Genomic DNA, 12,295 nt, shown 5'->3' with positions numbered 1-12,295 from the left:
GGGCACCAGATAGCGTGCGGGGGTGCCCGCCGAGATCACGCTCGTCGCCCGGCTCGCTCCCTACGGGACGTACTCCCGGCGCGGGGTCGTCCGCCTCCACCCCGAGGTCCTGCACGCGCTCGACATCGGCACCTGGCAGGCCGTCGCGATCACCGGGCGGGGCCGCACCACCACCGCGCTGGTCACCGCCGCGGACACCGACGGCCCGCACGGCGAGATCACGGTCGACGACGTGACCCTGTCCAACTGCGCCGGTCTCGACGGCGGATCCGTCGTCGTCCGGCCGGCGCAGGTCGTCCCGGCGCGGCGCGTCGTCCTGCACTCCGCCGATCCGCTCGTGCGCACGGCCCCGCCCGCCGCGGTCCGGCTCGCCCTCACCGGCAAGATCGTCAGCCCTGCCGACGCCGTGTCCCTGCAGCCCCAGGACCTGCAGCCGGCCCCGGGCGCCGACCTCACCCACGCGCGCCGCACCCTGGCCAACATCATCGGCCCGGGTCTGACGTCGGCGCTGCTCACCGTCGTGCGCACCGAGCCGGCGGGCGCGGTCGTGGTGCAGCCGTCGACCGTCGTCGGCTGGCGCGACGGCGCGACCACCGGCGAGCCCGGCCCGTCGCCGGTGGTCGACCCGCCGACGGTCACCCGCCCGACCGTGCTGACCGCCGTGCCGGCGCCCGCCGGAGCGGTGCCCGCCGGACCGGGCGCGGCGCCCGCCCCGCCGGCCGCCGCCACGCCCGCGCTGGGGATCGACGAGCTCGTCGGCAACGTCGACGCCGCGCGCCGGCTCGTCGAATGGCTCGAGCTGACGTTCCGCCGTCCGGAGCTGCTCGCCCGCCTGGGCGGCGCCGCGCACCTGGGGGTGCTCGTCGTCGGGCCGGAGGGGGTCGGGAAGGCGACCCTCGTGCGCAGTGCGGCGGCGGCCGTCGAGGCGGGGTTCGTCGCGCTCGACGCGCCGTCGGCGGCCGCGCTGGAGGCGGGTGCCGCGTCGCAGCGGGTGCACGACGCGGTCGGTGCCGCGGTCGCCGCGGCCCGGTCCGGGACGCCGACCGTCCTGCTGGTCAGCGAGGTGCACGCCCTGCTCCCGGCCGCCGACCCGCCGCCGCTCGCGACGCTGACGCTCGACGCGCTGCGCGGAGCCGTGGCCACTCCCGGCGTCGCGCTGGTGGCGACGACGGCCGCGCCCGAGGGGGTGGACCCCCGGCTGCGGGCCCCGGACCTCGTCGACCGGGAGCTGAGCCTCGCGCTGCCCGACGCCCGGGTCCGCACCGACCTGCTGCGGCGGCTGTTCGCGGGCGTGCCGACGGCCGCCGGCATCGACCTGGCCGCCGTCGCGGAGCGGGCGCCGGGATTCGTCGTCGCCGACCTGCTCGCGGTCCGCCGAGAGGCCGCGATCCAGGCGGCGCTGCGGGCCACCGCCCCCGCGGACCCCGCCGGCGCCGTCGGGGAGCCGGAGCCGGCGTCGGCCCCGACCGCGGCCGCCGACCCCGACGCGCCCACGACGGGCACCGCCGACCCGGCGACCGCCGGCGAGGACCCCGAACCGCAGATCACCCAGCAGGACCTCCTCGACGCGGTGGCGTCGGTGCGGCCGGTGTCGATGTCGTCGTCGGAGACCCTGCACACCGGCGGCATCGGGCTCGACGACGTCGGCGACATGACCGAGGTCAAGCAGGCACTCACCGAGGCGGTGCTGTGGCCGCTGCAGTACCCCGACTCGTTCGCCCGGCTGGGCGTCGACGCCCCCCGCGGCGTCCTGCTCTACGGCCCGCCCGGCTGCGGCAAGACGTTCCTGCTGCGCGCGCTGGCCGGGACCGGACAGCTCAACGTCCTGTCGGTCAAGGGCGCCGAGCTGTTGGACAAGTACGTCGGCGAGTCGGAGCGCGCGGTGCGCGAGCTGTTCCGCAAGGCGTCCGACGCCGCACCCGCGCTGGTGTTCCTCGACGAGGTCGACGCGCTGGCCCCGCGCCGCGGCGGATCGACCGACTCGGGCGTCGCCGACCGGGTCGTCGCCGCCCTGCTCACCGAGCTCGACGGGGCCCAGCCGCTGCGTGAGGTGGTCGTCGTCGGCGCCACGAACCGGCCGGAGCTGATCGACCCCGCGCTGCTGCGGCCCGGGCGCCTCGAACGGCTCGTCTACGTGCCCCCGCCGGACGCGGAGGCCAGGGCCGCGATCCTGCGCGCCGCGGGTCGCAACACCCCGCTGGCCGACGACGTCGACCTCGACGAGCTGGGCGCCGAGCTCGACGGATACTCCGCGGCCGACTGTGCCGCGGTGCTGCGGGAGGCCGCACTGACCGCGATGCGGGAGTCGCTGGAGGCCACGCACGTCACCGCGGCGCACGTCGCGGCGGCCCGCAAGGTGGTACCCCCGTCGCTCGACCCGTCGTTGCTGGCCGAGCTCGAGGCCTATGCGGCGCGCCGGGTCGGCACCTGAGCCGGGAGGCCCGCACACACCACGACGGCCGGCGGGAGGCCGGCCGTCGTGGCTGAAGTCCGGGGAGCGGACGTCGGGTGGTGCCTCAGCGGCGCTGGTAGTCGTTGGTGACGATGACGATCAGCCCGGGCGAGGCCTCGTCGAGGCCCTGGAACCGCTGCTCGACCCGCAGCCCGAACTGCTTGCCGAGCGTCTCGGCCGCCTGCTGCTCGCTGGTGCCGGGCCGGTAGTAGACCGTGCTGGTCGGGATGACGCCCTGCGGGTAGTTGGCGACGGAGTCGACCTCCCAACCCGAGTTGCGGAAGTCGTCGGCCGCGCGGGAGGCGAGCCCGGTGATCGTGCTGTTGTTGTAGACGCGGACCGGGGCCTTCAGGCTGTCCGGGCTGATGCCGCCCTCGGCGAGCCCGCCGCCGACACCACCCGCGCCGCCCGCCCCGCCTGCTCCGGCCGCACCACCCGCGCCTGCCGCGCCGCCCGCCGAGCCGTCACCGGGGGTGCCCGGGGCGCCCGGGGCGCCGGGAGCCCCGATGTTGTTGGTGCCGGTGGCGCCGAACGAGGGCACCGGGACCGATCCGTCGGTCGGCGTCGCGCCCGCGCCGGGCGACCCCGGGACGGCGGACGCGGAGACCGAGGTCGGTGCCGCGGCGTTGTCACCGGAGCCGTTCCCGCCGCTGAGCGCCGTCGTCGCCAGACCGATCACGCCGGCGACGATGCCGACGCCGATCAGCGCGAAGCCGCCGATCCGCAACGGCGATCCACCGGACGATCCTGGTGTGGTCACGACAACCTCCGAGTCCGCAGGAGCCGGTCGGTGACCGGACGCGTGATCACAATGGCGTCACCAGGGCTCGATTCCCAGCCGACGCGCCGCACGGGTGCGCTGCCGGCTGGCGCGGAGCCGACGGAGCCGCCGGACGAGCAGCGGGTCGGCCGCCAACGCCTCGGGCTTGTCGATCAGCGCGTTGAGCACCTGGTAGTAGCGGGTGGCCGACATGTCGAACAGCTCGCGGATGGCCTGTTCCTTGGCACCGGCGTACTTCCACCACTGCCCTTCGAAGGCGAGGATCTCGCGCTCCCGGCGGTCGAGCTCGTCGGCCGGGCCGGCTGCGGGGTCCGGGACCCCGTGTTCCGTGGCGGACTCCATCACGCTCCTCGGGCGTCACAGCACATCGATGCTTCGGCGAGCCGTGCTTCGGCGAGCACTGCGTCGGCGAGCACTGCGCTGGGTGGCAGAACGAGGAATGACACGCGTGTCATTCCGAGGAGGATTCAACCACGCGGGTCCGACACGAACCGGGCAGGGACGCGCCACACCGAGGCATGAATCGTGCATCAGCCGACCGGGGGGACGAGCCGCCCGGACCCGTCCCCCACGCGTCGCGACACTAGTCTTCAGGCGTGACAGTTCGCCCCATCCGCATCATCGGCGACCCGGTGCTGCACGCCCCGACCCGCCCGGTCGTGGAGTTCGACGATGCGCTGCGTGAGCTCGTCGACGACATGTTCGAGACGATGGCCGCCGCCCACGGCGTGGGGCTCGCGGCGAACCAGATCGGCGTCGACCTCCGGGTGTTCGTCTACGACTGCCCCGACGAGGTGACGAAGACGATGGCCCGCGGCGTCGTCGTCAACCCGGTGCTGGAGACCTCGGAGATCCCGGAGACGATGCCCGACCCCGAGGAGGACGAGGAGGGCTGCCTGTCCGTCCCGGGCGAGCAGTTCCCGACCGGCCGGGCGGACTGGGCGCGGGTGACGGGCGTCGACGTCGACGGGCAGCCGGTCGAGGCCGAGGGTCGCGGCTTCCTCGCCAGGTGCTTCCAGCACGAGGTCGACCACCTCGACGGGCACCTCTACGTCGAGCGGCTCACCGGCCGCCACCTGCGGGCGTCGAAGAAGATGCTGAAGGCCGCGGGCTGGGGCGTGCCCGGCCTGTCCTGGGATCCGGCGACGCAGCAGGCCGAGGAGGTCTGACGGAACACCTCGCCCGACTACGACGTTCGTAGGTTGCAACGTTGTAAGCACAGGGGGGTGGTCCGATGGACGCCTACTCCGAGACGGTCAGCGCCGTCGCCGCCGAGCTCACCGGCCGGGTCGCGGCCGTGCGTGTGGGACGGGGCTCCGGCTCGGCCGTCGTCGTCGCGCCGGGCGAGCTGCTCACCAACGCCCACGTCGTCGGGACCTCCGGGCGCGGGCGGGCCGACTTCGCCGACGGCAGCCAGGTCGAGTTCGACGTCGCGGGCGCCGATCCGCTCTCCGACCTCGCGCTGCTGCGGGCCCGCGCCGGCGACCTCCCCGATCCCGCGACCCTCGGCGACGCCGACGGCCTCGTCGTCGGGCAGCTCGTCGTCGCCGTCGGGAACCCGCTGGGGCTGGCCGGGTCCGTCACCGCCGGCGTCGTCAGCGCACTGGGCCGGTCGCTGCCGACGCGCAGCGGGGCGGCGGGCCGGGTCGTCGAGGACGTCATCCAGACCGACGCGGCGCTCAACCCCGGCAACTCCGGCGGCGCGCTCGCCGACCACCGGGCGCGGGTCGTCGGCATCAACACCGCCGTGGCCGGGGTGGGCCTGGGGCTCGCCGTCCCGGTGAACGCGACGACGTTGCGGATCGTCGACGCGCTGCGTGCCGACGGCCGGGTCCGCCGTGCCTACCTCGGGGTCGTCGGCACCCCGGCACCGGTGCCGGCGGCCGTCGCCGACCGCTACGGGCGCCGCAACGGACTGCGCCTCGTCGAGGTCGTCGACGGCAGCCCGGCCGCGGCCGCGGGCCTGCGCCGCGGCGACCTGGTGCTCGACGTCGGGCGCCGCGCCGTCGAGGACGCGCAGGGGATCCAGCGGCAGCTCTTCGGCGAGGCCGTCGGCGTCCCGCTCCCGGTGACGGTGCTGCGCAACGGCGCGATGGTCGACGTCGTCGCGGTGCCGACGGAGCTGCGTCCCTGACCCTGCGAGGGCTCCGGCGAGCCACTCACGAGGGACCGTCACGACACGAGGCCGTGCTCCCACGCCCACGCCGCGACCTCGACCCGGTTGCGCGCACCGAGCTTCGCCTGGACGTTCGTCAGGTGGGTCTTGACCGTCGAGAGCGACACGAACAGGTCGGCGGCGATCTCGGCGTTGGTGCGACCGCGCGCGACGGCCCGCACGACGTCGATCTCCCTGGGGGACAACGGCTCCGGCAGCGTGGGCCGCGGCGCGGGCGTGGTCAGGTGCCGCAGCAGCCGGACCGTCACCGACGGTGAGACCAGCGCGTCACCCGCCGCGGCCGCCCGCACCGCCTCGACGAGCAGCCGCGGGCCCGCGTCCTTGAGCAGGAAGCCGCAGGCCCCGGCCCGCAGCGCGCCGTAGACGTACTCGTCGAGGTCGAACGTCGTGACGACGACGATCCGTGGCGGATCGGGGTCGGCGGTGAGCGCGCGGGTGGCCTCCAGGCCGTCGAGCTCGGGCATCCGGATGTCCATCAGCACGACGTCGGGCCGCAGCCGCCGCGCCCGTTCGACCGCCTCGGCGCCGGTCCCCGCCTCGCCCACGACCTCGATGCCCGGCTCGGCGCCGAGGATCAGCCGGAAGCCGGTCCGGACCATCTCCTGGTCGTCGGCCACGAGCACGCTCGTCATCGGGCCACCGATCCGGCCGGGCTCATCGCGCACGCACCGGCAGCCGCGCCGTCACCGACCACACGCCCGCCCCGCACGGGCCCGCGTGCAGCGTGCCGTCGAGCGCGCCGACGCGCTCGGCCATGCCCGCCAGCCCGAACCCGCCGGTCGCGCCGCGGGCGGGGGACCCGGCCCCGGCCCCGTCGTTGCGCACGCCGACGACGAGCTCCTCGGCCCGCAGCCGGACCTCCACCTCGACCGACGTCGCGGCGGGCGCGTGCCGTCGGACGTTGGTCAGCGCCTCCTGCACGACGCGGTAGCCGGTCGCGGCGACACCCGCCGGCAGCACCGCGTGCTCGAACCCCGGATCGGCGAGCAGCCGGACGCGGGTGCCGTCGGGATCGAAGCGGCGCACCATCTCCGGGATGCCGCCGAGCTCGGCGCCCGGCGCGCGGGTCGCGTCGCCGCCGCGCAGCACGCCGACCATGGCGCGCATCGCGGCGAGCGCGTCGGCCCCCGCGGACTCGATCGCGGCCAACGACCGCGCGACGTCCGGGTCCGCCGGGACGACCACGCGAGCCGCCTGCGCGGCGACGACGATCCCCGTCACCTGGTGGGCGACGACATCGTGCAGCTCGCGGGCCAGCACGAGGCGTTCGTCGGCCCGCGCGCGCTCCAGTAGCGACGCCCGGCGCGATCCCGCCTCGCGCAGCACCAGGCCGATCGCGACCGTGCCGCCCCAGCCGAGTGCCGACAGGATCGTGTAGCCGGTGCGCGTCAGCCCGATGTCGGCGCGCAGGTACGGCGACGCGACGATGACGACGCCCGCCGCGAGCACCAGGAGCACGGCGGTGCGGTCGTCGGCGTGCCGCAGCGCCGCGATCGTCACGACGGCCAGCGCGAGTTGCTCGGCGAACGACATCGACGGCACGTGCACGAGCCAGCCTGCCAGCGTCGCGATCGCGGACACCGCGAACGCGATGGTCGCGACGTGTCGGACGTCGACGCCCGGACGCCTGCGCAGCAGGACGACCACCGCGACGCACGCGCCCGTGAGCGGCGTCGCGAGGCCGCGGGGGACGCCGATCCCGACCAGCGCGAGGCAGTCGACGGCGAGCCAGACCAGGTAGCCCGCGATCTCGACGGCCAGGCCGGCCCAGCGCAACGCGCGCAGCCGCCCGGCGCCTGCGGTCCCCGCGATCACGCCGATCAGCCTAGGCGGGACCGCCGAGCAGGTGCCCTCGGCCGAAAGTACGAGCCGCCCCGCCCGAGATCGGTCCCGCGGCCGAGGCGGGGCCGGGTCCGTCGGGGAGATCGTCGCGGCATGACGCCTTCGATCTGGCTGGAGACGGCCGCCTGGGCCCTGGGGCTCGCGGTGATCGTCCTGATGGCCGCGCTGCCCCTGCTGGAGACGCTCGCGGGCGGGCCGCGGTGACCGCACCGTCCTGCGCCGAGACCGTCGACCTCGTCAAGGTGCACGGCCGCGGGGGGTCGGCCGTGCGCGCGCTCGACGGGGTGTCGCTGCGGATTCCGGAAGGGATGTTCACCGCGGTCATGGGACCGTCGGGGTCCGGCAAGTCGACACTGCTGCACTGCCTCGCCGGGCTGGACACCGCGTCGTCGGGGCGCGTCCTGCTGGGCGCGACCGACCTCGGCAGCCTCTCCGACGCACAGCTCACCGCGGTGCGTCGCGACCGGCTCGGGTTCGTGTTCCAGTCGTTCAACCTGCTGCCGCAGCTCACCGCCGCGCAGAACATCGACCTGCCCGCGCGGCTGGCCGGCCGCCGGCCCGACCCGATGTGGCGGGCGGGCCTGATCGACCTGCTCGGTCTCGGCGACCGGCTCGACCATCGCCCGTCGGAGCTCTCGGGCGGCCAGCAGCAGCGCGTCGCCGTCGCGCGGGCGCTGCTCGGCAGGCCCGAGATCGTCTTCGCCGACGAGCCGACCGGCAACCTCGACACCGCCGCCGGCCACGAGCTGCTCGATCTGCTGCGGACGTCGGTGCGCGAGCTCGGGCGCTCGGTCGTGATGGTCACCCACGACCCGGTCGCGGCGTCGTTCGCCGACGGCGTCGTGCTGCTGCGCGACGGCCGGGTGGCGGGCTCGCTGCCCGATCCCCGCCCGGAGACGGTGCTCGCCGCGCTGTCGTCGCTGTCGGGGGCGGCGGCGTGAGCGGTCCGGGGGGAGGCGCGCCGATTCCGCACGAACGGCCCTTTCGCGCAACCCGGTTGCGGGAAAGGGCCGTTCGTGCAGTCGGGCACCGGCCCGGCGGCGGGCGTGGGGGAGGCCGAGCGGCTGCGGGGGCGCTGCTGGCCGACGCCCGCCGCCATCCGGGCCGGGTTGTCCTCACCGGGCTCGCGGTCCTCGTCGCGACGTTCTTCGCGGCCGGGACGCTGCTGCTCGGCGGCACGCTGTCGACGACACTGCAGGCCCGGTCGGTGGTGACGCCCGCGGCGGCGGCCGCGGTCGTGCGCGGCGGCGACCTCGACGCGGCCGTGGTCGACCGGGTCGCGCGGACGCCGGGCGTGACCGCCGCCGTCGGTGTCTGGACCGGCACGGCGCCCGTCGGCGGCGCGGCGGGCGTGGGGTCGTGGACCGTGACGTCGGACCCGATGACGGGGCCGCTGACCCGGCTGGCCGCGCCACCCGTCGCCGGCCGGCTGCCCACCGCGGACGACGAGGCACTCGTCCCGGCCGCCACCGCAGCGCGCGCCGACGTCCACCCGGGCTCGGTGCTGACCGTCGGAGGTGCCGGCGACGCGACCCGCACGCTGACGGTGACCGGCGTCGTCGACCTGCCCGTCGTCGGCACCGACACGATCGTCACCACGCCCGCGACGGTCGCGGCACTGGGCGGGACGCTGCGCCAGATCGACGTCGCGGGCGGGGCGCCCGCCGCCGTGGCGTCCGCGGTCCGTGCGCGGTTGCCGGGCGACGTGGTGGTGCGCACCGGCGACGAGCAACGCGCAGCCGAGCGCCGTGACGGCTCGGCGACCGCGACGGCCGTCGTCACGGGGGTGTCGGTGTTCACCGGGCTCGCGCTGGTCGCGGCCGTCGTCGTGGTGGCGTCGACGTTCCGCATCCTGCTGACCCAGCGCCGCACCCAACTCGCGCTGCTGCGCTGCGTGGGGGCTCGCAGCGGCGACCTCGTGCGCGCGGTGCTCGCCGAGGCCGCCGTGTCGGGGCTGGTCGCGGGGGTGCTCGGCGCGGGGCTCGCGATCGGCGCGGGCGAGATCGTCGTCGCCGTGGTCGGCGGCGGCCCGCTGGTCGTGTCGTGGGGCGGGACCGCGGGCTGCGTGCTGCTCGCGGTCGTGGCGACGGTCGTCGCCGCGGTCGGACCGGCGCTCGCCGCGGGCCGGACGTCGCCCGTGGCGGCGCTGGGGGAGGCCGCGACGAGTGAGGCCGGCACGTCGCGGCGCGGGCGCCGGGCCGTCCTCGCGACGGTCCTGCTGGTGGTCGCGCTGGCGCTGGCGGCACCCCCGCTGGCCGGCGTGGCCGACGGCGCGGTCGGGCTGGTCGCCGCCGCCGCGTCGGGCCTGGTGACGTTCGCGGCCCTCGTCGCGCTGGGCCCGGTGATGATGAGCGGGCTCGCGGCGACCGTGGGCCGGCTCGTCACGGCCGTCGGGCGGGCGCCGGGCCGGATGGCCGTCGCCAACGCCGCGCAGGTCCCGCGCCGCACGGCGGCGACGGTCACCGTGCTGACCCTGGGCGTCGGCCTGACCTCGGCGCTGCTCGTCGGGGTCGCGAGCGCCGACTCCAGCGCGCAGCGGTCGATCTCGCAGCGGCTGCCGAGCGCGGTGCAGGTCAGTGCCCCCGACCCGGACGCGACGCTGGCGAGGCTGGCCGCCGAGCCGTCGCTGCGGGTGCGGCAGGACGGCGACGCGGTCCTCGTCGACCCGGCCCCGGGTGTCGACGACGCGGCCCTGCGCGCCGCGGTCGGGGACGCGCTGGGCCCGCGATCCGCGGCGGTCGTCGTCTACACCGCCGACGTGCGGGCCGACGCGACGGCGGAGCTGGGGGTGCTCCGCGGGGTCGGGCTGGGCCTGGTCGGGATGACGGTCGTCGTCGCGATCGTCGGCGTCGCGGTGACGCTGACGTTGTCGGTCACCGAGCGGACCCGGGAGACGGGCCTGCTGCGCGCCGTCGGGCTGACCCGCGGCGGGGTGCGGGCGATGGTCGCGTGGGAGGCCGCGTGCAGCGCGCTCGCGGCGGCGGTGCTGGGCGCCGGGCTCGGGGTGCTCTACGGCGTCCTCGGCATCCGGGCGCTGGGGCTGGCGGCGGGTGGGGTCTCGGTGCCGGTCGGGCAGCTCGTCGGGCTGGCCGTCGGGGTGGTCGCGATCGCGGTGCTCGCGGCGCTCGGCCCGGCCGTGCGTGCCGGGCGCGTCCCGCCGATCCGGGCACTGGCCGCGTAGGGGACGGCGGCTCGTGAGTGGCGATGGTCGCCCTGGCGACCATCGCCACTCACGGCGCCGGCCACACGGTCAGGCCGGGTCGAGGACGAAGACGGGGATCTGCCGGTCGGTCTTCGTCTGGTACTCGGCGTAGGGCGGGAAGGCGGCGACGGAGCGCTCCCACCACTGCTCCCGCTCGGGGCCGTCGACCTCGCGCACGGTGTACTCACCGGACTCGGTGCCGTCCTGCAGCGTCACCGTCGGGTTGGCCCGCAGGTTGTAGTACCAGACGGGGTGCTGGGGGGCGCCGCCCTTCGAGGCGACCAGCGCGTAGTGACCCTCGTGCTCGACACGCATCAGCGGGACGTAGCGCAGCTTGCCGGTCTTCGCGCCCTTCATCGTCACGAGGACGACCTTCATCCCGTTGATCCCGACGCTGTCGGTCGTCCCGGTCTCGAGGATCTTCTCGGTCTGGTCGCGGACCCAGCCCTCGGGGCTCAGCTCGACGTCAGTGTTGGCGGTCATGTCCGGCACAACCCCGGTCCCGCGCCGGATCTATTCCCGATTCCGCGGTCCCGGAGTGTGACGTCGGTGGGCGGGCCGCCGGGGCCGGGCGGCGGCCTGGTGCGGCGTCGCCGGGCCGTACTACCGTCGGCCGGACACCGACGCGGGAGCTCGCAGGGGCTGAGAGGGCGGCCGACGCCGCCGACCGCTGAACCAGCCGGGTAATGCCGGCGAGGGAGGACAGCACATGGCCCAGCGACGTCCGGCCCAGCCAGGTCCGGCCCAGCCAGGTCCGGCCCAGCCAGGTCCGGCACAGCCAGGTCCGGCACAGCCAGGTCCGCAGCCGACCGTGGGTGTCACCCCGCCGCGGGTCATGACGATCGCGGGCACCGACTCCGGGGGCGGCGCCGGCATCGCCGCCGACCTGCGCACGTTCGCCGCCTGCGGCGTCCACGGCTGCCTCGCCGTGTGCGCGGTGACGGTGCAGAACTCAGTCGGTGTGACGGCTGTGCACCCGATCCCGCCCGAGACGGTCGCCGCGCAGATCACCGCCGTCGCCTCGGACATCGGGCTCGACGCCGCGAAGACCGGCATGCTGGCGGGCGCCGAGATCATCGAGGCCGTCGCGCACGCCTGCGACGCCAACGGCATCGGCGCGGTGCACCCCACGCCACTGGTCGTCGACCCGGTCGCGGCGTCGATGCACGGCGACCCGCTGCTGGCCGACTCCGCGCTCGACGCCTTCCGCTCGCTGCTGTTCCCGCGGGCCACGGTCATCACCCCCAACCTCGACGAGGTGCGGCTGCTCGTCGGCGTCGACGTGCACGACCGCGCCGGCCAGTACGAGGCGGCCAAGGTGCTGCACGGCCTCGGTCCGCGGTACGTGCTGGTCAAGGGCGGGCACCTCGCCGAGGACGTGGACGGCTGCGTCGACCTGCTCTTCGACGGGGACACCTTCGTCGAGCTGCCCGGGCCGCGGTTCGACACGGGCAACACCCACGGCGGCGGCGACTCGATGGCGGCGGCCGTCGCGTCCGGGCTCGCGCGCGGGATGGCGATCGGCGAGGCGGTGGCCTTCGCCAAGCGCTACATCGTCGAGGCCGTCCGCAACTCCTACCCGCTCGGCGCCGGGCACGGGCCCGTCTCGCCCTTGTGGACGGTCCGCGACTGGTGGGGTACCTGACGGAAACGCTGGTGACGTGAGTTACGAGCGCGGCCGGAATATCGGTCGCGATGCCGCATCTGCGGACCGTCACGGCCATTGAGTCAGCTCATGCGGGACCGCCTGGGCGTGAGGCCAGGTTAGCCTCTATCACTGCTGGTCGGGGCGGATCGTCGGTCGATTCGTGGTGCGCGGGGCCACCGGTGACGGGGCTAGTC

At 76.0% G+C, this 12,295-nt stretch carries 11 protein-coding genes; 6 read left to right on the top strand and 5 right to left on the bottom strand.

Translation table 11 applies throughout. The annotated features are described in order from the left end of the window. The first annotated feature begins 22 nt into the window (after positions 1 to 22). On the top strand, positions 23 to 2,431 hold the full coding sequence (locus PSED_RS28695) for an AAA family ATPase (RefSeq protein WP_013677737.1): 2,409 nt from the start codon (positions 23 to 25) through the stop codon (positions 2,429 to 2,431). An 85-nt stretch (positions 2,432 to 2,516) separates the two neighbouring features. Here PSED_RS28695 and PSED_RS35405 read toward each other — a convergent pair whose 3' ends face one another. Both PSED_RS35405 and napA read right to left on the bottom strand, forming a co-directional pair. Then, positions 2,517 to 3,212: a LytR C-terminal domain-containing protein gene (locus tag PSED_RS35405; RefSeq protein ID WP_013677736.1), complete on the bottom strand. Its 696-nt coding sequence runs from the start codon at positions 3,210 to 3,212 to the stop codon at positions 2,517 to 2,519. A 57-nt stretch (positions 3,213 to 3,269) separates the two neighbouring features. Next, positions 3,270 to 3,575 carry a nucleoid-associated protein NapA gene (gene napA, locus PSED_RS28685; RefSeq protein WP_013677735.1) on the bottom strand — a complete coding sequence of 102 codons (306 nt, stop codon included), beginning with the start codon at positions 3,573 to 3,575 and terminating at the stop codon, positions 3,270 to 3,272. A 254-nt stretch (positions 3,576 to 3,829) separates the two neighbouring features. On the opposite strand from napA, the gene PSED_RS28680 reads away from it, so the two are divergent. Further along, positions 3,830 to 4,402, top strand: a complete 573-nt coding sequence (locus tag PSED_RS28680) for a peptide deformylase (protein ID WP_013677734.1) — start codon at positions 3,830 to 3,832, stop codon at positions 4,400 to 4,402. Between the two features lie 65 nt (positions 4,403 to 4,467). Beyond that, a complete protein-coding gene (locus PSED_RS28675) occupies positions 4,468 to 5,367 on the top strand; it encodes a S1C family serine protease (RefSeq protein WP_013677733.1) in 900 nt (299 codons plus the stop codon). A gap of 38 nt (positions 5,368 to 5,405) precedes the next feature. Here the strand turns inward: PSED_RS28675 and PSED_RS28670 are convergent, their stop codons facing one another. Next, positions 5,406 to 6,041: a response regulator gene (locus tag PSED_RS28670; RefSeq protein WP_013677732.1), complete on the bottom strand. Its 636-nt coding sequence runs from the start codon at positions 6,039 to 6,041 to the stop codon at positions 5,406 to 5,408. Positions 6,042 to 6,063: 22 nt separating this feature from the next. Next, positions 6,064 to 7,224, bottom strand: coding sequence for a sensor histidine kinase (locus PSED_RS28665; protein WP_013677731.1), 1,161 nt, complete (start codon positions 7,222 to 7,224; stop codon positions 6,064 to 6,066). A 227-nt stretch (positions 7,225 to 7,451) separates the two neighbouring features. On the opposite strand from PSED_RS28665, the gene PSED_RS28660 reads away from it, so the two are divergent. Beyond that, positions 7,452 to 8,192, top strand: a complete 741-nt coding sequence (locus tag PSED_RS28660; protein ID WP_013677729.1) for an ABC transporter ATP-binding protein — start codon at positions 7,452 to 7,454, stop codon at positions 8,190 to 8,192. 56 nt (positions 8,193 to 8,248) lie between these two features. After that, entirely contained in the window at positions 8,249 to 10,432 is a 2,184-nt protein-coding gene (locus PSED_RS28655) for an FtsX-like permease family protein (protein ID WP_041760089.1), read from the top strand. Between the two features lie 69 nt (positions 10,433 to 10,501). Here the strand turns inward: PSED_RS28655 and PSED_RS28650 are convergent, their stop codons facing one another. Next, the gene (locus tag PSED_RS28650) at positions 10,502 to 10,936 is read right to left on the bottom strand and encodes a nitroreductase family deazaflavin-dependent oxidoreductase (protein ID WP_013677727.1); all 435 of its coding nucleotides are present in this window, start codon (positions 10,934 to 10,936) and stop codon (positions 10,502 to 10,504) included. 328 nt (positions 10,937 to 11,264) lie between these two features. Here PSED_RS28650 and thiD point away from each other — a divergent pair, with 328 nt between their 5' ends. Then, entirely contained in the window at positions 11,265 to 12,098 is an 834-nt protein-coding gene (thiD, locus tag PSED_RS28645; RefSeq protein ID WP_013677726.1) for a bifunctional hydroxymethylpyrimidine kinase/phosphomethylpyrimidine kinase, read from the top strand. Positions 12,099 to 12,295 lie beyond the last annotated feature (197 nt).

The organism is Pseudonocardia benzenivorans CB1190, from assembly GCF_000196675.2.
GTDB classification, from domain to species: Bacteria; Actinomycetota; Actinomycetes; order Mycobacteriales; family Pseudonocardiaceae; genus Pseudonocardia; species Pseudonocardia benzenivorans.
Note: the sequence above shows the minus strand (reverse complement) of the source record. Positions and strands in the feature narration are given on the sequence as shown.

Bases quoted from the DNA above. Each gene is read 5' to 3' on its own strand.
- napA (WP_013677735.1), bottom strand. From the start codon at position 3,575: ATGGAGTCCGCCACGGAACACGGGGTCCCGGACCCCGCAGCCGGCCCG.
- PSED_RS28675 (WP_013677733.1), top strand. From the start codon at position 4,468: ATGGACGCCTACTCCGAGACGGTCAGCGCCGTCGCCGCCGAGCTCACC.
- PSED_RS28670 (WP_013677732.1), bottom strand. From the start codon at position 6,041: ATGACGAGCGTGCTCGTGGCCGACGACCAGGAGATGGTCCGGACCGGC.
- PSED_RS28650 (WP_013677727.1), bottom strand. From the start codon at position 10,936: ATGACCGCCAACACTGACGTCGAGCTGAGCCCCGAGGGCTGGGTCCGC.